The 20882-nt window shown below is 74.1% G+C and carries 21 protein-coding genes; 14 read left to right on the top strand and 7 right to left on the bottom strand.

The window, feature by feature from the left end:
- The first annotated feature begins 7 nt into the window (after positions 1–7).
- A complete protein-coding gene (locus tag ACQP10_RS05595) occupies positions 8–727 on the top strand; it encodes a PIG-L deacetylase family protein (protein WP_346021805.1) in 720 nt (239 codons plus the stop codon).
- Here ACQP10_RS05595 and ACQP10_RS05590 read toward each other — a convergent pair.
- From ACQP10_RS05590 to ACQP10_RS05575, 4 genes are all read right to left on the bottom strand, one after another.
- On the bottom strand, positions 717–1598 hold the full coding sequence (locus ACQP10_RS05590; protein ID WP_433540989.1) for a CPBP family intramembrane glutamic endopeptidase: 882 nt from the start codon (positions 1596–1598) through the stop codon (positions 717–719). The genes ACQP10_RS05595 and ACQP10_RS05590 overlap by 11 nt on opposite strands.
- Before the next feature lie 182 nt (positions 1599–1780).
- Positions 1781–2044: a WhiB family transcriptional regulator gene (locus tag ACQP10_RS05585; RefSeq protein ID WP_179819574.1), complete on the bottom strand. Its 264-nt coding sequence runs from the start codon at positions 2042–2044 to the stop codon at positions 1781–1783.
- 264 nt (positions 2045–2308) lie between these two features.
- Complete coding sequence (locus tag ACQP10_RS05580; RefSeq protein ID WP_346021803.1) at positions 2309–3010, bottom strand: neutral zinc metallopeptidase; 702 nt, start codon at positions 3008–3010, stop codon at positions 2309–2311.
- A 145-nt stretch (positions 3011–3155) separates the two neighbouring features.
- Positions 3156–4625 carry a glutamate--cysteine ligase gene (locus ACQP10_RS05575; protein WP_179819576.1) on the bottom strand — a complete coding sequence of 490 codons (1470 nt, stop codon included), beginning with the start codon at positions 4623–4625 and terminating at the stop codon, positions 3156–3158.
- A gap of 512 nt (positions 4626–5137) precedes the next feature.
- Between ACQP10_RS05575 and ACQP10_RS05570 the strand changes: the two genes are divergently transcribed.
- The 3 genes from ACQP10_RS05570 to ACQP10_RS05560 all read left to right on the top strand — a co-directional run bounded on the left by ACQP10_RS05570 (position 5138) and on the right by ACQP10_RS05560 (position 8437).
- Positions 5138–5749 (top strand): RNA polymerase sigma factor, encoded by a 612-nt coding sequence (locus ACQP10_RS05570; RefSeq protein ID WP_346022133.1) that lies wholly within the window; start codon positions 5138–5140, stop codon positions 5747–5749.
- A gap of 459 nt (positions 5750–6208) precedes the next feature.
- Positions 6209–6637, top strand: a complete 429-nt coding sequence (locus ACQP10_RS05565; protein WP_433540988.1) for a hypothetical protein — start codon at positions 6209–6211, stop codon at positions 6635–6637.
- Between the two features lie 192 nt (positions 6638–6829).
- Positions 6830–8437 carry a heparinase II/III domain-containing protein gene (locus tag ACQP10_RS05560; protein ID WP_433540987.1) on the top strand — a complete coding sequence of 536 codons (1608 nt, stop codon included), beginning with the start codon at positions 6830–6832 and terminating at the stop codon, positions 8435–8437.
- Positions 8438–8629: 192 nt separating this feature from the next.
- On the opposite strand, the gene ACQP10_RS05555 is transcribed toward ACQP10_RS05560, so the two are convergent.
- Positions 8630–9268 (bottom strand): response regulator, encoded by a 639-nt coding sequence (locus ACQP10_RS05555; protein ID WP_179819578.1) that lies wholly within the window; start codon positions 9266–9268, stop codon positions 8630–8632.
- Positions 9269–9331: 63 nt separating this feature from the next.
- Positions 9332–10549: an ATP-binding protein gene (locus ACQP10_RS05550; RefSeq protein ID WP_179819579.1), complete on the bottom strand. Its 1218-nt coding sequence runs from the start codon at positions 10547–10549 to the stop codon at positions 9332–9334.
- A 143-nt stretch (positions 10550–10692) separates the two neighbouring features.
- Here ACQP10_RS05550 and ACQP10_RS05545 point away from each other — a divergent pair, with 143 nt between their 5' ends.
- The 3 genes from ACQP10_RS05545 (at position 10693) to ACQP10_RS05535 (ending at position 13603) form a co-directional block, all read left to right on the top strand.
- A complete protein-coding gene (locus ACQP10_RS05545; protein WP_433540986.1) occupies positions 10693–12609 on the top strand; it encodes a PspC domain-containing protein in 1917 nt (638 codons plus the stop codon).
- Positions 12599–12805, top strand: coding sequence for a hypothetical protein (locus tag ACQP10_RS05540; RefSeq protein ID WP_179819581.1), 207 nt, complete (start codon positions 12599–12601; stop codon positions 12803–12805). Before ACQP10_RS05545 ends, ACQP10_RS05540 begins: the two co-directional genes overlap by 11 nt.
- 132 nt (positions 12806–12937) lie before the next feature.
- Positions 12938–13603: a CGNR zinc finger domain-containing protein gene (locus ACQP10_RS05535; protein WP_179819582.1), complete on the top strand. Its 666-nt coding sequence runs from the start codon at positions 12938–12940 to the stop codon at positions 13601–13603.
- Positions 13604–13744: 141 nt separating this feature from the next.
- Here ACQP10_RS05535 and ACQP10_RS05530 read toward each other — a convergent pair whose 3' ends face one another.
- Entirely contained in the window at positions 13745–14446 is a 702-nt protein-coding gene (locus tag ACQP10_RS05530) for a hypothetical protein (RefSeq protein WP_389993156.1), read from the bottom strand.
- Between the two features lie 318 nt (positions 14447–14764).
- On the opposite strand from ACQP10_RS05530, the gene ACQP10_RS05525 reads away from it, so the two are divergent.
- The 7 genes from ACQP10_RS05525 (at position 14765) to ACQP10_RS05495 (ending at position 20791) form a co-directional block, all read left to right on the top strand.
- Positions 14765–15208, top strand: a complete 444-nt coding sequence (locus ACQP10_RS05525) for a VOC family protein (protein WP_179819584.1) — start codon at positions 14765–14767, stop codon at positions 15206–15208.
- A 43-nt stretch (positions 15209–15251) separates the two neighbouring features.
- A complete protein-coding gene (locus tag ACQP10_RS05520) occupies positions 15252–16205 on the top strand; it encodes a pyridoxamine 5'-phosphate oxidase family protein (protein ID WP_433540985.1) in 954 nt (317 codons plus the stop codon).
- Positions 16202–16393: a ferredoxin gene (locus ACQP10_RS05515; protein ID WP_179819585.1), complete on the top strand. Its 192-nt coding sequence runs from the start codon at positions 16202–16204 to the stop codon at positions 16391–16393. Before ACQP10_RS05520 ends, ACQP10_RS05515 begins: the two co-directional genes overlap by 4 nt.
- Entirely contained in the window at positions 16390–16818 is a 429-nt protein-coding gene (locus ACQP10_RS05510; RefSeq protein ID WP_399499996.1) for a nuclear transport factor 2 family protein, read from the top strand. Before ACQP10_RS05515 ends, ACQP10_RS05510 begins: the two co-directional genes overlap by 4 nt.
- Before the next feature lie 102 nt (positions 16819–16920).
- On the top strand, positions 16921–17442 hold the full coding sequence (locus tag ACQP10_RS05505) for a (2Fe-2S)-binding protein (RefSeq protein ID WP_179819587.1): 522 nt from the start codon (positions 16921–16923) through the stop codon (positions 17440–17442).
- Complete coding sequence (locus tag ACQP10_RS05500; protein WP_179819588.1) at positions 17439–19910, top strand: xanthine dehydrogenase family protein molybdopterin-binding subunit; 2472 nt, start codon at positions 17439–17441, stop codon at positions 19908–19910. The genes ACQP10_RS05505 and ACQP10_RS05500 overlap by 4 nt, the downstream gene beginning before the upstream one ends.
- Positions 19907–20791: an FAD binding domain-containing protein gene (locus tag ACQP10_RS05495; RefSeq protein WP_346021794.1), complete on the top strand. Its 885-nt coding sequence runs from the start codon at positions 19907–19909 to the stop codon at positions 20789–20791. Before ACQP10_RS05500 ends, ACQP10_RS05495 begins: the two co-directional genes overlap by 4 nt.
- Positions 20792–20882 lie beyond the last annotated feature (91 nt).

The following is a 20882-nucleotide window of genomic DNA, read 5'->3' as shown; positions in this document are numbered from 1 at the left end:
GTCAGGCATGCTGTCTGAGAACGAGATAGGCCGGGTGCTCGTCGTGACCGCCCACCCCGACGACGTCGACTTCGCCGCCGCGGGCACGATCGCCCAGTTCACCGACCGCGGCGTGGAGGTCGTCTACTGCATCGTGACGGACGGCGACGCGGGCGGATTCGACCGCGAACTGGACAACACGGGCATGGCCGAGCTGCGCCGTACCGAGCAGACGGCCGCCGCCAAGGCCGTCGGCGTGACCGACCTGCGCTTCCTCGGTCACCGCGACGGCACGCTGGTGCCCGGCCTGGAGCTGCGGCGCGACATCGCCCGGGTCATCCGCCAGGTACGGCCCGACCTGGTGATCACTCACACTCCCGAGCGCAACTACTCGTTCATCGCCCCCAGTCACCCCGACCACCGCGCGGTCGGCGCCAGCGCCCTCGACGCCGTCTACCCCGACGCCCGCAACCCGTACGCCTTCCCCGAGCTGCTGCGCGACGAGGGACTGGACGCCTGGACGGTCCGGGAGGTCTGGCTCAACGGCGGCTCCTCCCCCGACCACTTCGTCGACGTCACCGGCGCCTTCGACCGGAAGATCGCCGCGTTGCGGGCCCACGCGAGCCAGACCTCCCACGTCGAGGGCTTCGAGGAGTTCCTGCGGTCGCGCTTCTCCCAGATCGCCGCCGAGGCCGGTCTGCCCGAGGGCAGCTACGCCGAGGGCTTCCAGCGGGTCGTCACCGAGTGACCGCGGCCCGGCCGCGGGCCGCCGCGGGCGGGTCGCCGGGGGCCAGGCGGGCGAACAGGTAGCCCAGCGAGTTGGTGGCGAGGTGCAGCAGCGCCGGCGCGGCCAGCCCGCCCCGGCGGCGCAGCTCGCCGAAGAGGAGCCCGGCGAGCGCGGTCGTCGCCACCGACCCGGCCACCACCCGCGCCGTCTCCGCCCCGGACGGCCGCCGCGGCCCCGGCCGCTCCGGACGCCCCGGCCGCTCCGGACGTACGGTCCCGTCGGTCCCGCAGGTTCCGTGGCCCGTTCCGGGGGCGCCCGCGGGAGGGGCGGCGGCCGGATCCGCCTGCGTCCCACCGGCGGCCAGGCGGGTCAGCGCGGGATTGGCGGCGGCCATGTCCACCGCCGGGAGCACGTGCCACAGGCCGAACAGCGCCGAGGAGACGGCGGTCGCCGTCCGGGGGCCGTGCGAGCGGGCGACCAGGGCGGGCAGCACGCCGCGGAAACCGGCCTCCTCCAGCAGGACCGTGCCGAACGGCACCTGCAGGAGCGCCTCCTCCAGGACACGGGCACGCGACAGCGACAGCGCCCGCTCGTCGCGGAAGAGACGGCGGGTGGCCGGGAGGGCGATCCCCGCCGCGTAGACGCCGGCGACGGCCGAGGCGAGGAGGCCACCGATCCGCAGGCCCCGGGCGGGGTCGCGGAACCCGATCTCGGCCCAGGTGATCCCGCGGCTCCGGGCCAGGGCCAGGAGCACGCCGGTGGCCGCGGCCGAGGTCAGCGGGGCCAGGCGCGGCGCGATCCGGTTGTTGAGCACGTTGGCCGCCGCCAGCACGGCCACCGCGCCCGCGAGCGCCGCCCCGTCACCTCCGCCGCCCGTTTTCCGGCCCGCCACCGCGCCCCCGGGTGCGGCCCCCTCGTCTCCGCCGCCTGCTCTGCGGTCCGTCGCGCCGGTCTCCGGCCCTTCCCCGGAACCCACCGGACGTCGCCCCGCCCGTCCCCGCGCCGCCTCCGCCTCGCCCATGCCTCCCCTTCCGTCCCCCCATGCCTTCGTCCCGGGCGGTCCCGGCCCCGGTCTCAGCCGGCCGCGGGCCGCCGCCATCCCGCGGGGAACCGCAGGCCGCGCCGCTCCCGCACGGTCAGGCCGCCCCAGATGCCCTCCGGTTCCCCGCTTCGCACGGCGTAGGCCCGGCAGTCGGCCAGCACCGGGCACCTGGCGCAGACCGCCTTGGCCCGCGCCTCCTGCTCCGCCGACTGCGTCAACGGGAAGAACAGCTCGGGATCGCTCGCGCGGCAGGCACCCCGTACGGCCCAGCCGATCTCGGGCGTCATCCTGCGCATGGCCCACCCCCCTGGTCGATCACCGGACCTCAGCGTAGGCCGCGTGCGGTGGTACGGCATCAGCCTTCCGGTGGATTCACCCGTAACCGGGCGGGCGTACCCCGGGGCCCCCGGCTCGTCCGTCACCCCGTTCCGCCCCGCCCCCGCCGTGATCGCGCACCGGAGGGCGCGCCGGACGCGACCGGGCGGCTCAGCGGGCCTCGGCGGGCCTCACGCGCGTCCCTCAGCGCGTCACATCGCGTCCTCAGCGGGTCTCAGCGGGTCTCAGCGGGTCTCACAGGATGCGGTGCCCTCGTTGTAGCCCCGGGCGAAGACCTGCTGGCGCTGCTGCGCCGTACCGTGGGCGTCGGGGCGCAGCCAGTCGTCGGTGGGGTCTCCGGCGGCGGCGAGGTTGAGCAGCAGCTCGTCCTTGTCGCCCGGCTCGGCCTGGAGGGCGTTGCCCCTGACCAGGGCGCCCAGCGTGCCGCCGGCGTAGCAGTCGGCCTGCAGCTCCCGCTGGATGCTCAGGCCGCCGGCGTTGTTCAGCTGGGTCTGCACGGCGTGCCCCAGCTCGTGCGGGATGATCACGTAGACGGAGCCGTCGCCCATCCGGTCGTACAGGTCGCGCATCCAGCTCTCGTCGTAGGCGACGAAGTGCCCGAAGGGGCAGTAGAAGGCGTTGTCCGGCACCGCGGGCTGGCCACCGCAGGCGGGGCCGTTCTGCCCGGTGTAGGGGATGAAGGCGCTGATGGGGCGGTAGCTCAACCCGGCGGCGGCGAAGGTCTGCTTCCAGTACTGCTCGGCGAGCCCCTTGGCCAGGCTGACGTCCGACTCGAAGTCCTGCCCGAGCGGGGCGGGCGTGGTGGCCTCGACGCTCCCCCGGTCGTCGCCGGGCCGCTCCCCGCCGGTCTCCGTGGGTTCGCTGCCGCAGGACACGGTGACGGCCAGCAGGAGGAGCGCGAGGACGACGCGGCGGAAGCTGCTCATACCCCAATCGTGGCCCAGCGGGTGGCGGTGTGCGTGGTACACACGCGATTACGTTCCGACACGTCCGCTGATCACGACGTGTGGAGCGGGTGGGACGGACGGGCCGTGTGGGGCCGGTGGGCGATCGGGCCGGGCGGGGCGGCTGTCAGGGGGACGGCCAGGTGTGCACGGGCTCGTTGGTGTGCATGTGCTCGACGTAGCTCAGGGTCATCCGGCGCAGGGCCTCGTGCCGGTCGGCGCCGCCGTACGCCTCCACCGCCTCGGCCTGCCAGTGGGCCCCGGTCCTGCCGGTCACGCAGCGCCTCTCGATGATGCCGAGGAGCCGGTCGCGGACGGCCGGCTCCACCTCCCACCGGTCGAGCCCCTCGTGGGCGAGCGGCAGCAGCCGCCGCAGGACCAGCTCGGCGGCGGCCACCTCGCCGAGTCCCGGCCAGTAGAGCCGGGCGTCCAGGCCGTGCCGGGCGGCGGCGTGCAGGTTGTCGGCGGCGGCGGCGAAGGACATGCGCGTCCACACCGGGCGCTCGGTGTACGGCAGCACCCCCATGAGGCCGTAGTAGAAGGCGGCGTTGGCGGCGATGTCCGCGACCGTGGGGCCCGCGGGCAGCACCCGGTTCTCCACCCGCAGGTGCGGGACGTTGCCGACGACCGCGTAGACCGGCCGGTTCCACCGGTAGACGGTCCCGTTGTGCAGGGTCAGCTCGCCGAGCTGCGGGGTCACGCCGCGGGACAGTTCCTCGCGGGGGTCGGCGTCGTCGCACAGCGGCAGCAGCGCCGGGAAGTACCGGGCGTTCTCCTCGAACAGGTCGAAGACCGAGGTGATCCACCGCTCCCCGAACCACACCCTGGGCCGCACCCCCTGTGTCTTCAGCTCCACCGGGCGGGTGTCGGTGGCCTGCTCGAACAGCGGGATCCGGGTCTCCTGCCAGAGCCTGCGGCCGAACAGGAACGGCGAGTTGGCCGCCACCGCGACCTGGGGGCCCGCGACGGCCTGGGCCGCGTTCCAGTTGGCGGCGAACGCCTGGGGGCTGATCTGGAGGTGGAGCTGGAGGCTGGTGCAGGCGGCCTCGGGGGTGATGCTGTCGGCGTAGGCGTCGAGGACCTCCTCGCCCTCGATCAGCAGGTGCAGGTCCTCGCCCCGGGCCGCGAAGATCTGCTCGTTGAGCAGCCTGTAGCGGGGATTGGCCGACAGTGTGCCCTCGTGCATGTCGCTCTCGCGCAGCGTGGGCAGGATGCCGACCATCATCAGGTGCCCGCCGACCGTCCGGGCCCGTTCCTCGGCGTGGTTGAGGCGGTCGCGCACCACCTTCTCCAGCCGGGCGACGCCGTCCCCCGACAGGGCCTCCGGGCTGACGTTGATCTCCACGTTGAACTGGCCGAGCTCGGTGCCCCAGTCCGGCTGCGCGATCGCCGCCAGCACCTCGGCGTTCTTCATCGTGGGCTCGCCGCGCTCGTCGACGAGGTTGAGCTCGATCTCCAGACCGGCCCTGGGCCGGTCGAACTCGAACCTGGACTCCCGCAGCATCTGCGCGAAGACGTCGAGACATCGGCGAACCTTCTCCCGGTATCGCCGCCGATCGTCCCGGCTGAACACCATCGCGGGCACGTCACGACCCATACTTCGCATGGTCGCACATGGTGGCTCGTTCAAGAATGGGCGGAATGTCAGCCTTACCCCCGGGGAGGATCGGTGATATTTCCTCCCCCGGCCTCGTTCCCGGTGATCCGGCCTCGTTCCCGGTGATCCGTGGGAGCGTGTGGCCCCGCCGCCCCACCCACCACGCCGTCGGCGCCGTCCGGGGCGGCGCCCCTCTCCGGCGGGCGTGAAAGCGATCCCGCGGATCGGGAGACAAGAGATGTCCGCCTGTCCGGTGAACGTGAAAGCGATCTCGCGGATCGGGAGACAAGAGATGCCTGCTTGTCCGGCGGGCGTGAAAGCGATCTCGCGGATCGGGAGACAAGAGATGTCCGCCTGTCCGGTGAACGTGAAAGCGATCCGGCGGGTCGGGAGACAAGAGATGCCTGCTTGTCCGGCGGGCGTGAAAGCGATCTCGCGGATCGGGAGATAAGAGATGTCCGCTTGGTCGCGTCGGGAAGGTTGGAGATGACGGGGGAAGCATCGTGACGGCGATGTCGTGGGCCGCCCGGGAGCCCGGGTCCGCCGTACCAGCCGCGCCCGCCGCGCCCGTCAAGGGCTGTCTCGCCGAGGGGGAGGCGTTCAGCGAGGTGTTCGACGCCCACTTCGACGAGATCCACGGCTACGTCGCCCAGCGGCTCGGCCCGGACCACGCCGAGGACGTCGTCGCCGAGGCGTTTCTCGTCGCCTTCCGCAAGCGCGCGCAGTACGACCCCGCCCGCGCCGGCGTGCGGGTGTGGCTGTACGGCATCGTCACGAAGCTCGTCGCCAGGCACCGCCGGCTGGAGGCGCGCACGCTGCGGGCGATGGGCCGCTACGGCGCCGACACCGAGGCGCCGGGCCCGGAGGACCGGGTGGCGACGTGGGTGAGCGCGCAGAGCCTGCGGCCGAACCTCGCCGCGGCGCTGGCGGAGCTGTCGCAGCGCGACCGCGACGTGGTGCTGCTGGTCGCGCTGGCCGGGCTGAGCCACGAGGAGGTCGCCGCGGCGCTCGGCATCCCGTACGGCACGGTCGGCTCGCGGCTGAGCCGGGCCAGGAGGAAGCTGCGCGCGTCGCTGGGCGGGACCAACCCGATGCTGGTGCCGGAGGAGGCCGAGCGTGGATGAGCTGGAGTGGGTCCGCGACCTGTACGGCGAGCCGCCGCTGAACCCGGCGGCCAAGACGCGGGTTCGGAAAAGGCTGGACGCCCGGCGTTCCCGCCGCTGGCGGATGCCGTGGATGATGCCGCTCGCGGGGGCGGTCGCGACGCTGGCCGCGGTGCTGCTCACGTACGGCGTCACCGGAGGAGCGGACCGGCCGCACGATCCCGCACGGGACGCCGTGGCCGGGCGCGGCCCGGCGTCCGGCGCTCCCACGGCCGGCCCGTCGGCGGGGTCCGGCAGGTCGGTCCTACTGGCGGCGGCGACCACGGCGGCATCGGACCCCGTCCCGCGGGGCGCGTACTGGCGTGTCACGCGGCGGGCCGGCGGGAAGACCACCACGCTGTGGGCGGCGCGCGACGGCCGCGCCTGGATCACCGGGCCGGACGCCGACGCCGCCCCCGGCCCGTCACGAAGCCGTTCACCATGGCCGGCAGGGCCCTGTCGCTGCGCGACATCGAGCGGCTGCCCACCGGGACGGACGCGCTCAGGCGGCGGGTCGCGGCGCTGCTGCCGCCCGGCTCCGGTGAGGGGGTGCTGGCCGACGCGGTGAGCGGGCTGCTGTGGAGCAAGCCCTCGCCGCCCGCCGTACGGGCCGCGGCCTACCGGCTGCTCGCCGACCTGCCGAACGTCCGCTACCTGGGTCAGGCCACCGACCCGACGGGCCGGCCGGGCCGGCTGTTCGCGTTCACGCTGGACGCCTCGGGCGCGCAACGCCACCTGGTCATCGACCCGGTCAGCTCGCAGGTGCTGTCCAGTTCCGACGGGGCGGACGGCGGCGGCCGGAACGCGTCCGCCGAACGGGATGAGATCGTCCTGGCCGCGGGCTGGACCGACGACGTCCCCTCTCCGTGACGCCGCCTCGGTGACCCCAACCCCGTGAGCCAGGCACCCTGAGCCCGGCTCCGTGAGCCCGGCGCGCCTTCGCGCGCCCGCGCGCCGCCGGGGCGCGCGATCTCCTTCGTCCGACCGGGCGCGGCTTCGGCGTGCCCGGAAACCTTCGGGAGCGCGCCGTGTCCGGCGTGCCCGCCGCCCCTGGGAGTACGCGTGTTCCGACGTGCCCGCCGGTCCTGTGGCCCGGTCGTCTGCCTGTCCGGCGACTTCCCCGCGATCGACGTGGAGGAGGTGACGCGCGGCAGGGTCCGGCTCGCCGGCCTGCCGCCCGCCGACCTCGGCCAGGAGGTCGACTGGCGGGCCGACCCGTACGGCAGGCGGTCATGGATGCTGAACCTGCACACCCTGCGCTGGGCGGGCGGGCTGGTGGCCGCCCACGAGCGTTCCGGCGACCCGGCCCCGCTCGACCGGGCCGCCGCCCTCGTCGAGGACTGGATCCGGCGCAACCCGCGCGGCCGGCCGGACACGAGCTCGTGGGCGTGGGCCGAGCACGCGGTCGCCCTGCGCGCGCCCGTCCTGGTGTGCCTGAGCGAGCACGTGGACACCCCGCCGGTGCGGGACAGCCTGCGGGAGCACGGGCGGCTGCTGGCCGATCCGGCGCTTTACCGGCACGGTCACAACCACGGCCTCGACCAGGACATCGCGCTGCTGGTCGTCGGCGTCCGGCTGGGCAGGGACGCCTGGCGCGACCTGGCGGTGCGCAGGATGACGGCCTCCGCGGAGCTGGCGATCGACGAGGAGGGGGTGCTGCACGAGCAGGCGCCGAGGTACGGGCACTACGTTCACCGGCGGCTCGGGGTGGCGCTGCGGGCGATCGAGCGGAGCGGCCTGGCGGTCCCGCCCCGGCTGGCCGCCCGGCGCGCCGCGCTGGAGGCGTACATCACCCACGCCACCCAGCCGGACGGGCGGCTGACGCCCATCGGTGACAGCCCGGCCGACCTGCGGCCACCCCGGTTCGAACACGCGGAGCCGCCGGTGCGCGTGTTCACCGCCGGCTACGTCTTCGGCAGGACGGCGTGGGGCGATCCCCGGGCGGCGTTCTACTCGATCAGGTTCGGGCCGGGGCGGCGGCTGCACGGCCACGAGGACCACCTGGGGGTCACCTACCACGCGCGGGGACGGCCCGTACTCGTCGAGGGGGGCTTCCACTCCTATGAGCGGACCGGCTATGTGGAGTGGACGCGCTCGCCGGAGGCGCACAACGTGCCCGTCGTGGCCGGGGCCCGCTTCCGGCCGGGTACGGCCACGCGGCTGACCGCGCGGGAGGAGGGGCCGTCGCGGCAGGTGTTCCGGCTCACCGACGACGCCTACGGCGTGGTCCGCACCCGGGAGGTGCTGGTCGAGCACCGGCGCGACCTGATGGCGGTGTTCGACTCGGTGCCGGCCGGTTCCGCCGTGCGGAGCCTGTGGCACTTCGACCCGTCCCTGGAGGTGCTCGACCGGCGCGACGGCGTTGTGGTGCTGGGCGACGGCGAGCGGCGGGTGACGCTGTTCCAGTTCACCGTCCCGCAGGCCGGGCCGCCGCGGCCGGCGGGCGGGCAGGGGGTGCGACCCGGTCTGATCGCCACCGGCCACCTGCGCACCGCCGAGTCGGTGACCGTCGTCTCCCCGGAGGCCTCACGGCTGCTCACGCTCATCGTGCCGGGCGGGACCGAGCCGCGGGCCACGGTCCATGACGGCCTGGTCACGGTGGACGGCGTGCCCGTGCCCGTACCCCTGCTCGGTGCCATGGGCGGCGACTCCCAGCCCTCCGAGCGATGAAACAGCACTCACATACAGGGATCGAACGCCCATCAAGGCATGGCTCGTACAGACCGCGGCACTCCAGACCGCACCAGCCGTCCGCGCGAGCGGCCCGAGCGGCCCGGCGCCGTACGGCGAGCCGGCGGATCGGCGCCGCGCGGCCGGTCCGGGACGGGCCGCGCGGGCGGCCGGCCGTACGGCGCCGGCCGATCAGACCAGGCGGCGCGCGGTGGCCCAGCGGGACAGCTCGTGGCGGTTGGAGAGCTGGAGCTTGCGCAGCACGGACGAGACGTGGGTCTCCACCGTCTTCACCGAGATGAACAGCTCCTTGGCGATCTCCTTGTAGGCGTAGCCGCGGGCGATCAGCCGCAGGACCTCCCGCTCGCGCTGGGTCAGCGAGTCGAGCTCGGGGTCGATCGGCGGGGCCTCACTGGAGGCGAAGGCGTCCAGCACGAAACCGGCCAGCCGCGGGGAGAACACCGCGTCGCCCTCGGCCACCCGGCGGATCGCGTCGGTGAGCTCACGGCCGCTGATGTTCTTGGTGACGTAGCCGCGGGCTCCGCCGCGGATCACCCCGATGACGTCCTCGGCGGCGTCGGAGACCGACAGCGCCAGGAAGCGGACCTGCGAGCCCGCGCCCAGGACGCGGCGCAGCACCTCCTGGCCGCCCCCGCCGGGCATGTGCACGTCGAGCAGGACCACGTCCGGCGTCAGCTCGCCGATCGCCCGGACGGCGGACTCCACGTCCTCGGCCTCGCCCACCACCTCGATGGAGTCGCCCAGCTCGGCGCGGACCCCCGAGCGGAACAGCCGGTGGTCATCGACGATCAGAACCCTGATGGCGCTCATGCACCCTCCCCACGCGCCTCGCGGACCGCCCGCACCGGCCGCCGCCGCTCCCGGCCCGCTCGGTCACGCCTTCTCCAGCTTCATGGTCAACATGACTTCGGTGCCCTCTCCGGGTTCGGTCCGGATCCGGGCGCCGCCTCCGTGTCGTTCCATCCGGCCGATGATCGACTGGCGGATGCCCATCCGGTCCTCGGGAACCTGGTCCATGTCGAACCCGGCGCCCCGGTCCCGGACGAAGACGGTGACCTCCTCCGGCTCCGCCTCGGCGTAGACGGAGATGACGGAGGACCCGGAGTATTTCGCCGCATTGACCATAGCCTGTCTGGCCGCCTGCATCATCGCCGACAGCTCGGGGGTCAGCGGGCAGTCGCCCACGCAGACGACCTCGATCGGCACGCCGTGCGCGTCCTCCTCCTCCGCCGCGACCCGGCGCACGGCCGCGGCCAGGGACGCGTCGGCGTCCTGCTTGGGCTGGTAGAGCCAGTTGCGCAGCTCACGCTCCTGGGAGCGGGCCAGCCGCGCCACTTCGCGGGGGTCCTCGGAGTTGCGCTGGATCAGCGTCAGCGTGTGCAGCACGGAGTCGTGGACGTGCGCGGCCACCTCGGCGCGCTCCTCCTGCCGGATGCGCTCGCGGCGCTCGCGCTGCAACTCCTTCCACAGCCCGGCCAGCCAGGGGGCCGCGATGAGCGCGACACCGCCGACGACCACGAGCGTGAACACGATGCCGGGCTTGGCCGCGTCCAGCTCGTCGGTGGCCACCAGGAAGCCGATCGCGCCCACGACGACCAGCACCAGGCCGGCGAACGTGCGCACCCGGTTCCGGCGCACCTGGCCGACCGTCGTGCTCATCCAGCGCCGCCGCCGGTCGGGGTCGGCCTGCTGCCACAGGATCAGCGAGCCTATCCCGCCGACCGCGATCGGCCAGGCGCCGATCCCGCCCGTCCGGGCGCCGGTGAGCCAGCCCAGCGCCAGCAGCGCCAGCCCGACCGCCGCGTAGGAGGCGACCTGGCTCCAGTCGCGGGCGGGCTCCTTGCCCTCGTACGGCTCGCGCGGCGTGAACAACCACAGCGCCGCGTACGCCACCGCGCCGACCCCGTCCAGGACGGTGAGCAGCACGAACGCCAGCCGCAGCACGACGGGGTCGAGCCGCAGCTGGGCGGCGGCGCCCTCGGCCACCCCGGCCACCAGGCGTCCCTGCACGGGGCGCACCAGCCGGGGGAAGGGGTCGGGCTCTCCGGAGGTCACCGGGGCCGCGTCACGAATCGTCTCTCGGTCAGCCATATCGCCTGCATCGTCACATGGGAGAGTCTGCCAGCGCATCAGGCGTTCCCCTGAGGCGACCCTGACGGCGGCCCGCATCCTCGGGGACGGTTCAGGGGTGTCCCGGATGCGACCCGGGAGGCAGAAAGGCCACGATAGGTGACATGACCGATTCCGGGAACGCCCACGACCCGGCGAGCACCCCCACCGGCTCGTCGTCTCCCTTCACCTCCGGGACCGGCCCGTCGTCCCCCCTCGCGTCCGGCGGGCGGGGGCCGCTCCGGCGCGGTGACGAAGGCCGCATGCTCACCGGCGTCTGCGCCGGTCTCGGCCGTCACACCGGTGTCGACCCGCTGCTGTTCCGCCTCGGCTTCGCCATGCTGGTCCTCGGCTCCGGCATCGGCATCATGCTGTACGTGGCGGCGTTCCTGCTGATGCGGGAGCCGGACGGCGGCCCGGGATACATGGAGCAGTGGACCCGGCGTTCCTTCGACGGCGAGACCGTGCTGGCGCTGCTGGCCGGGGTGTTCACCCTGGGTCTGATCGTGAACGTGTCCTCCGGCGGCATCGGAACCGGCACGGTCGTGGTCGGCACGCTCTTCGCCATCGCCCTGATGGCCGCGCACTCGCGCGGGGTCGATCTGCTGGCCACGCTGCGGTCCCTGCCGGAGCGGCTGCGCGGCAGCCGAGTCCCCGACGGGTCCGGCACGCCGTACGGCGGCCCCCACGGGGGTTTCCGGGACGAGCACCGCGAGCCGCACGCCGGCCCGTACGGCGGGTCCCTCGCGGGGACGGCCGTCTTCGACCCGGCCCGGCCGGCCGCCTTCGCGGAGGGACCGCACGCCGCGCCGCCGGAACCGGCCGCGCCGGTCCGGCCGGCCGGACCCGCCGGGAGCCGCCCTGCGGCGGCGCCCGGCCCGTCCGGGGTCACCGAGCGCCGCCCGGCGCCCGAGGGCATGCCCGCCGGGCCCGAAGCCGCGCCCGGAGCCGCCCCCGCCGGGTCGCCGGCCGGAGCCTCCCCCGCGGAGCCGCAGACCGAGGTGTTCCCCGGGGTCGGCCCGGTCCCGGGATCGGAGCCGGAGCCTCAGACCGCGGTGTTCCCCGAGGTCGGCCCGGTTCCGGAGCCGGAGCCGGCGGCTGCGGCATCAGTCGGGTCGCCGCCCGGTGAGGACGATCGGCCCGCCGGGCCGTCGCCCACCGGCTCTCACGCGGGACCGTTCGCCTCCTCCGCCTCTCCGGCGGGGCCGTTCACCCCCTCCTACGACTCCTCCGGCGAGCCGTTCTCCCCCTACGGGCCCTACCGGCCGCTGGACCCCGGCAGGCGGCAGCCGTACGACCGCCCCTACGACCGCCCCTACGGCGGCCCTCCCGGCGGTTACGACGACCCCTACGACCTCGCCCTGCTCGGCGGGCCGGTCGAGACGTCCGTCCGGCATGAGCGGCGTGAGCGGCCCGAGCGGCCCCGGTCGTTCGTGGCGGGCGTCACCCTGATCCTCGCGTTGATCGTCGGCGGGATCACCCTGGCGGCCCAATCCGCCTCCGATGCGGCCGGCATGACGGTCGCCGGCGGCGCGGTGCTGGTCGTCATCGGCGGCGGCCTCCTCGTCGCCGCGTGGTTCGGCCGTGGCGCGGCCCTCGTCGCGGCGGGCACGCTCGTCTCGATCGCCGTGCTGACGGCGTCGCTGCTGTCCGGGATGCCGGGGCGCTTCGGCACCTACGACTGGGCGCCGGCCACGATGTCGGAGATCACCGGGAAGGGCGGCGGGGACTACGCGATCGGCGTCGGCGACGGCACCGTGGATCTGAGCGCGCTGCAGCTCCCGGCGGGCTCGCGCACGCTCGTGGAGGCGTCGGTGGCGATAGGCGAGATGCTGGTGATCGTGCCGCCGACGGCGCGGGTCGAGGTCGAGGGAACCGCCAAACTGGGCGACGTGAAGATCGATCAGATGGTCCAGGGCGGCACCGGCGTCCGGCACGTCAGGGTGCTGAAGCCGGAGGCGCCGCCGAAGGGCGCCCCGGCGACCATCGTCCTGCGGATCAGCGCGGGCATCGGAGACGTGGAGGTACGACGTGCGGCCTGAGATGGAGCGGCCCCGCCGGCGGCGGGCGCACCGCACGGACTGGATGGCCCTGCTCAGCGGAATGATCTTCATCGCGGCCGGGGTCGTCCTCATCGACCGGCCGTCGGTCGAGCCATTGATCATGCTCCCGGCCGTCCTGGCGGGCCTGGGCCTCGCGGGGCTGGTCGCCATCCTCGCCCGGCTGATCCGCCGCTGACCGGCCCCGGCGGCCCGGCGGCCCGGCGAACCGGCGAACCGCGGTTCGCGCCTTGCGGTTCGCGGCCGGGACCGGCGGCCCGGCGGTCACCGTCTCACGGTTGCGAGTGCCGTCACGCGTTAGAGTTGGAGGATGCCGATTCTGGAGTTCGTCAGCACGGTCCGCGCGACGCGGGCCGGGCTGACGGACACGCTCTCCGACGTCGCGGGCACGACCGCATGGTGCCGCGAGCACGCCGCGGAGCTGGACCTCCCCGCCGGGTTCACCGCCTCCGAGGAGGTGCGCCGCGAGCTGGTCGAGCTGCGGCAGGCCGTACGGGCCCTGTTCGCCAGGGCCGTCGCCCCCGGCCCGGCGAGCAGGGCGGACGCCGGACGACTGCCGGGGTTCGCCGAGTCCCTCGACCTGGTCAACGCCACCGCGCTGGCCGTCCCGACCGCTCCCCGGCTGGAGTGGCCCACCGGACCGGACCCGTCGGTCCCGCCGGATTCGCCGGGCTCATCGGCTCCTCCGGTTCCGCCGGAGTCGTCGGCCCCGTCGGACCTTTCATCCTCTTCGGCACCATCGGCCCGGAACGTCCCGGCCGTGGCGGCGGGCGACTCCGCCCGAGCCCGCGCCGCGCTCGCGTCCGCGGCGATCGCGTTCCTGGCCGGCCCTCGTCGCGAGCTGCTCCGCGCCTGCCCGGCCCCCCGATGCGTGCTCTATTTCGTCAGGGAGCACGCCCGCCAGGAGTGGTGCTCCGTGGCCTGCGGCAACCGGGCCCGCGCCGCCCGCCACTACCGTCAGCACCGGGACGACTGACCCGCGGTCCCGCCGTGGGCGCGGCACGGCCCGCTCGTCCTCGCCTCCGGATCCCGCCTCCCGGATCCCACCCTCCGGCGGACACGCGTCCGCCCGGGTGCGGCGGTCCCCCGCCGCACCCGGGCCGTCCGGCCGCCGCCGTCAGCGGGCCGCGCCCACGGCCGCCGTCCCCGCCCCGGCCAGAGCCTCGGTCGCCGTCCCGGTCGTCGTCCTGGCCGGAGCCGTCGCGCGGCCGTCGGCCCGCCACAGGTCGTACGCCAGCCAGAGACCGCCCGCGGCGAGCAGCGCGCCGTGCGCGATCCGGACCGCCGGGGAACCGTAGAACTGCGGGATGAACAGGGCGAACCCCACCGCCAGCGGGAGACCGCTCCACCGCCGGAGAGCACCGGAGCGCCGGATCTCCACCGCGGCCATGACGACGCCCACGGCGAGCAGCACGAGCCCGGCGGCGAACACGGTGACCGCCGCGGGCGCGAAGCGGAACTGGTCGACGAGCTCGATCAGGGTGACGTCCCGGTCCCGTACGGCCCGCGCCCCGATCACCTGCAGGCCGAACGTCTCGGCGCCGTAGTAGGGCAGCGTGAGGCCCGCGCCGAGCCATGCCACGACCGCCGCGGGCAGGAGGCGGCGCCCGCCGAGCACGAGGTACAGGCCGAGGATTCCCAGCGAGACGAGGACGAACCCGATCGATGCGGCCAGGTGAGCGGCCGCCCAGGAGGGGGAGGCCATCGCCGCGGCGCCCTCCAGGGTGGTCTCGTCGGCGTAGGGCCGGGCGGCCTGGTAGAGCAGGAAGAGGACGCCGCCTGCGGCGAAGGCCGAGGCGGTGAGCCGGGCACGGTTCATGGGGGCTCCTGAGGCCGAATAGGCGGAACGGCGCTTATTTACGAGAGCGATGCTCTCACTATGGAGCGACAGACTCAAGAGCGCCGCTCTCTTTTATGACCACTGGTTCCCCGTCTCTCTCCGGAAGCGTCGTGGACGGAAAGCCCGCCCCCCGGTCCACCAGGCGAAACGACTTCACCTTCCGGCGGACGAACACCTCTTCCCGGCGACAATGTGACTCATATCACTACTTTCTAACGCCTCCATGAATATCTACGCGTTATATTTGCCTTCGACTTCTAACGGAACCATCCGTTAGAAAAATGAGAGAGGGCATCCATGAGCTTCCAGACCGGCCACATCGGCCTCAACGTCTCCGACCTCGACCGGTCGAGGGACTTCTACGTGAAGATCTTCGGCTTCGAGATCGTCAGCGAGTCCGGCCGGGAGGACCGCCGCTTCGCCCTCCTCGGCCTCGACGGCGCGCTCGTGCTGACCCTCTGGCAGCAGAGCGAGGGCCGCTTCGCCACCGGTCTGCCCGGCCTGCACCACCTGTCCTTCCAGGTGCCGGACATCGAGGCCGTACGGCGGGCCGAGAGCGTGGTCCGGGAGCTCGGCGCCACGCTCCACCACGACGGTGTGGTGCCGCACGGCGAGGGCGCCTCCTCCGGGGGGATCTTCTTCGAGGACCCGGACGGCATCCGGCTGGAGATCTTCGCGCCCGACGGGGCCGGTGACCGCCCCGCCCCGACCACCGGCGCCCCGACCTGCGGATTCTTCTGAGAAGACGGGGAGACTTCTGCTGGGACGACCGGAGAGAACGGGCATGAGAACAGCGCTGAGACACCCGGGGGAGCTGGCGGTGCGGCGGCGGGCCGGGGTCGACGCCGACGACTGGGGGTCGGCCGGGACCCGGCCGGAGATACCGCCGGTGGCGGCCGGCTTCCTCGCCGCGCAGCGGATGCTGCTCATCGGGGCGACCGGCCGGGACGGGCGGCCGTGGGCGACCCTGCTGACCGGCCCGGCGGGGTTCGCCCGGGCCGTGGACGACCGGACCGTCGTGATCGACGCCGTCCCGGGCGGGCACGACCCGCTGGCCGGCCTGGCGGAGGGCGAGATCGGGATGCTCGCCGTCGAGCCGCACACCCGGCGGCGGATGCGGGTCAACGGCACGGTGCGCCGGGACGGCGGGCGGCTGACGATCCGTACCGAGCAGACCTACGCCAACTGCCCCAAGTACATCCAGTCGCGGACCGTCACCGGTGAGGTCGCCGGGCCTTCCGCGGGGGCCCCGGTGACCGGCGCTCTCACCGCCGGTCACCGGGCGTGGATCGAGGCCGCCGACACGTTCTTCGTCGCCACCCGGGCCACCGGGTTCGGCGCCGACCTGTCGCACCGGGGCGGCGCCTCCGGGTTCGTCCGGGTGACCGGCGAGCGGCGGCTGGTCTGGCCCGACTACGCGGGCAACGCGATGTTCATGACGCTCGGCAACCTGGAGCTGGACGACGCCTGCGGCCTGCTCTTCCTCGACTGGGAGGGCGGCGACGCGCTGCACCTGACCGGGCGGGCGCGCGTGGAGTGGGACCCGGGCGACGTGCCGGGCGCGCAGCGGCTGGTCGCGTTCGACGTCGAACGGGCCGTGCACGTGCGCGGGGCGAGCCCGCTGCGCTGGACGTTCGAGAGGCACTCCCGCTTCAACCCGCCGGTCCGCCCCGCACCCGGGACGGACCCGGCGGGCCCCGGAGAGGCGGAGCCGGAAGAGAGAGGGGACATCCGATGAGGGTCGTGGTGGACCGGGAACTGTGCCAGATACACGCCCAGTGCGTGTTCGCCGCACCGGAGGTCTTCGAGCTGGACGACGACGACCGGCTCATTTACGTCACCGAACCGGGCGACGAGCTGATCGGCGCGGTCGAGGAGGCCGCACGGGCCTGCCCCGTGCAGGCGATATCCCTGGAGGAGACGTGAACTTCACCGAGGAGACGGCCCGGGCCAAGGTGCGGGCCGCCGAGGACGCCTGGAACACCCGCGACCCCGAGCGGGTCGCGCTCGCCTACACGCCCGACTCCGTCTGGCGCAACCGCGACGAGTTCCTCACCGGCCGCGCGGAGATCCGGGAGTTCCTGACCCGCAAGTGGGCCAGGGAGCTGGACTACGCGCTGCGCAAGGAGCTGTGGACGTTCGGCGGGAACCGCATCGCCGTACGGTTCCAGTACGAGTGCCACGACGCCGACGGCCGGTGGTGGCGCAGCTACGGCAACGAGCTGTGGGAGTTCGCCGACGACGGCCTGATGCGGCGCCGCGAGGCGAGCATCAACGACGTCCCGATCGACGAGGCCGACCGCCGCATCCGCGGCCCGCGCACCGGAGAAGATGACCTTCCGCTGGCGTGAACCCCGGCTTCGCGAAAACCTTGACCGGGCAGGACAGGGGCGTACGTTCACTCATGTCGGCTTCCATCTCTCCCGCCCCGCCAGGGGCTGCCTGGAGGACGTATGCCCCGGATCACCGTCAGCGTCGACGGAGTCACCTACGAGGAGGAGGTCGAGCCGCGCCTCCTCCTCGTCCACCTGCTCAGAGACCGCCTCGGCAAGACGGGGACCCCTGTCGGCTGCGACACCGGCAACTGCGGCGCCTGCACGGTGACGCTCGACGGCCGCAGCGCCAAGAGCTGCTCGGTGCTGGCCGTACAGGCTGACGGGAGTGAGGTCGTCACGGTCGAGGGCCTGGCGCGGGACGGCCGGTGGCACCCCATGCAGGAGGCCTTCCACGCCGAGCACGCCCTGCAGTGCGGCTACTGCACCCCGGGCATGATCATGGCGGCGATCGACCTGCTCCGCGACGACCCCGACCCCTCCGAGGAGGCCGTCCGCCGGGGCCTGGAGGGCAACCTGTGCCGGTGCACCGGTTACACCAACATCGTCCGGGCGGTACGGCGCGCCGCGGCGGAGATGTCGCGGGTGCCGCATGAGCGGGCGCCGGGCGCCGCGGAGGGTCGGGAGGCGGCCGCGTCATGACCGAGCAACTCGACGCCGGCCTGGTCGCCGGGCGGATCGCCGAGAGCGGTCAGGTGAGCGAGCCCTCCGCCGAGCGCGAGATGGGCCGGGCGCGCAGGCGCAAGGAGGACGCCCGGCTCGTCACCGGCCGGACCATGTGGACCGACAACATCCAGCTCCCGGGCATGCTGTACGTGGCGTTCCTGCGCAGCCCCATGGCGCACGCCAGGATCACCGGCGTCGACGTCTCCGCCGCGCGTTCCCTGCCCGGCGTGGTCGCCGCCTACTCCGGCCGCGACCTCGCCGAGGAGCAGGGCAGCCTGCCGTGCGCCTGGCCGGTCACCGAGGACATCGTCATCCCCGACCACCCGCCCATGGCGGTGGACGAGGTCCGCTACCCCGGCGAGGCGGTGGCCTGCGTGGTCGCCACCGACCGGTACCGGGCCGCCGACGCGCTGGAGGCCATCGCGGTCGACTACGAGCCGCTGGACCCGGTGCTCGACATGACCGAGGCGCTCGCCGAGGGCGCCCCGAAGGTCCACGAGGCCGGAAACCGGGCCTTCACCTGGAAGTTCGCCGGGGGTGACATCGACGCGGCGTTCCGCGACGCCCCCGTGGTGATCGACCGCGCCTACGTCCAGCAGCGCCTCATCCCGACCGCGATGGAGCCCAGGGCGGTCGTCGCGACCACCGACGGCGACGGCTTCACCCTCTACTCCGCCACGCAGATCCCGCACGTGCTGCGCGTCATGCTGGCGATGACCACCGGCATCCCCGAGCACAAGCTGCGCGTGGTCGCCCCCGACGTGGGCGGCGGCTTCGGGTCCAAGCTCCAGGTCACCGCCGAGGAGGTGCTCGCCCTGCTGCTGGCCCGCAGGCTCGGCAGGCCGGTGAAGTGGACCGAGTCCCGCTCGGAGGGCAACCTCACCGTGCACCACGGCCGCGACCAGCTCCAGCGGATCGCCGTCGCCGCCGACCGCGACGGGCGGATCAGGGGCGTGCGGGTGGAGCTGCTCGCCGACATGGGCGCCTACCTGATGCTGGTCACGCCGGGCGTGCCGCTGCTCGGCGCGTTCATGTACAACGGCATCTACAAGATGGACGCCTACGACTTCACCTGCACGGGCGTCTTCACCACCAAGATGCCGACCGACGCCTACCGGGGCGCCGGCCGCCCCGAGGCGACCTTCGCCATCGAACGGGCCGTGGACGAGCTGGCCCACGAGCTCGGCATGGACCCCGTCGAGGTACGGCGCCGCAACTGGATCACCCGCGAGGAGTTCCCGTACACCACGATCGCCGGGCTCACCTACGACTCCGGCGACTACGAGGCCGCGACCGAGAAGGCGCTGGCCATGTTCGGCTACGACGGGCTCCGGGCCGAGCAGGCCGACCGGCGCGAGCGGCACGACCCGGTTCAGCTCGGCATCGGCGTCTCCACCTACACCGAGATGTGCGGGCTGGCGCCGTCACGGGTGCTCGGCTCGCTCAGCTACGGCGCGGGCGGCTGGGAGCACGCAGCGGTCCGGTTGCTGCCCACCGGCAAGGTCGAGGTCGTCACCGGCACCAGCCCGCACGGACAGGGGCACGAGACGGCCTGGAGCCAGATCGCGGCCGACGCCCTGGGCGTGCCGTTCGAGGACGTCTCGGTGCTGCACGGCGACACCTCCGTCGCGCACCGGGGCATGGACACCTACGGCTCCCGCTCGCTGGTCGTCGGCGGCGTCGCCGTGCTCGCCGCCTGCGAGAAGGTCAAGGAGCGGGCCCGCGAGCTGGCCGCGCACCTGATGGAGGCGTCCGCCGACGACGTCGAGTTCGACGGCGGGAGGTTCCGGGTTCGCGGGACCGACGAGGGGCGGACCATCCAGGAGCTGGCGCTGGCCGCCTTCGCCGCGCACGACCTGCCCGGCGGCTTCGAGCCCCGGCTGGACGCCGAGGCGACCTTCGACCCGGACAACTTCTCCTTCCCGCACGGCACCCACCTGTGCGCGGTCGAGGTGGACACCGAGACGGGACGGTGCGCGATCCGGTCGTACGTCGCCGTGGACGACGTGGGCTCGGTGGTGAACCCGCTGATCGTCGAGGGCCAGGTGCACGGCGGCATCGCGCAGGGCGTCGGCCAGGCGCTGTTCGAGGAGGCCGTCCACGACGCCGACGGCAACCTGGTCACCACGACGATGGCCGACTACCTCATCCCGTCCGCGGCGGACCTGCCGGAGTTCACCACCGACCGCACCGAGACCCCGGCGACGAGCAACCCGCTGGGCGTCAAGGGTGTCGGCGAGGCCGGGACGATCGCCTCGACCCCGGCCGTGGTCAACGCGATCGCCGACGCGCTGCGCCCGTACGGCGTGCGCGACGTGCGGATGCCGTGCACGCCGGAACGGATCTGGCGGGCGCTCGCCGAGGCTGAGGTGACCGTTCCGGCGCAGTCCCGGGCCGCCGTGCCGTCCACGTCCGAAATCGCACCCGAGGGAGGCGCCCGGTGATCCCCGCGCCGTTCGACTACATCCGGCCCGCGTCGGTGGAGGACGCCTGCCGGGTCCTCGCCGACGCCGAGACGGCGGGCGACGAGGTCAAGGTGCTGGCCGGCGGCCAGTCCCTGCTGCCGCTGCTGCGGCTGCGGCTGGCCTACCCGTCCGCGCTGGTGGACCTCGGGCGGCTGCCCGAGCTGCGCGGCGTGGCGGACCGCGGCGACCACGTGTACATCGGGGCGCTCACCACGCACGACGAGGTGATGCGCTCCGGCGTCGTGCGCGAGCACGTCCCGCTGGTCGCGCTGGCCACCGCCACGGTGGCCGACCCCGCCGTACGGCACCGCGGCACGTTCGGAGGGTCGATGGCCCACGCCGACCCGGCCGGTGACCTGCCGGCCGTCGCCCTCGCGCTGGACTGCGTGTTCGTCGTCCGGTCGAGCGACGGCGAGCGGGAGATCCCGGCCGCGGAGTTCTTCGTCGACTACCTGGAGCCGGCGCTGGAACCGGGCGAGGTGCTGCTCGGCGTCCGGGTGCCCAAGCTCGGGTCCGGCTGGGGCTTCCACTACGAGAAGTTCCACCGGACCGCCCAGGCGTGGGCGACCGTCGGTGTGGCGGCGGCCGTACGGCGCGGCGACGGCGGGACGATCGAGGAGGCACGGATCGGGCTGACCAACATGGGCCCGACCCCGGTGCGGGCCCGGGTGACCGAGGCCGCACTGCGCGGCGTCGCCCCCTCCCCCTCCGGTTCCAACGGGAGCGACCCGCTCCGGGATGCCTGCGCCCAGGCGGACGCCGGCACCTCGCCCCCGGCCGACCTGCACGCCCGGCCCGACTACCGCCGCCATCTGGCCCGGGTGCTGACCCGCCGGGCGGTCGGAGCCGCGCTCGGCTGAGCCACCGGGGAGTCCGTCGCCCGGCGGGTGGGGTTCGCCTTCCGGCGGGTGGGGTTCGCGTGCCGATGGGCGAGGGTTCGCCCCCCGGCGG

The organism is Streptosporangium sandarakinum (genome assembly GCF_050942225.1).
Taxonomy (GTDB): domain Bacteria; phylum Actinomycetota; class Actinomycetes; order Streptosporangiales; family Streptosporangiaceae; genus Streptosporangium; species Streptosporangium nondiastaticum.
Note: the sequence above shows the minus strand (reverse complement) of the source record. Positions and strands in the feature narration are given on the sequence as shown.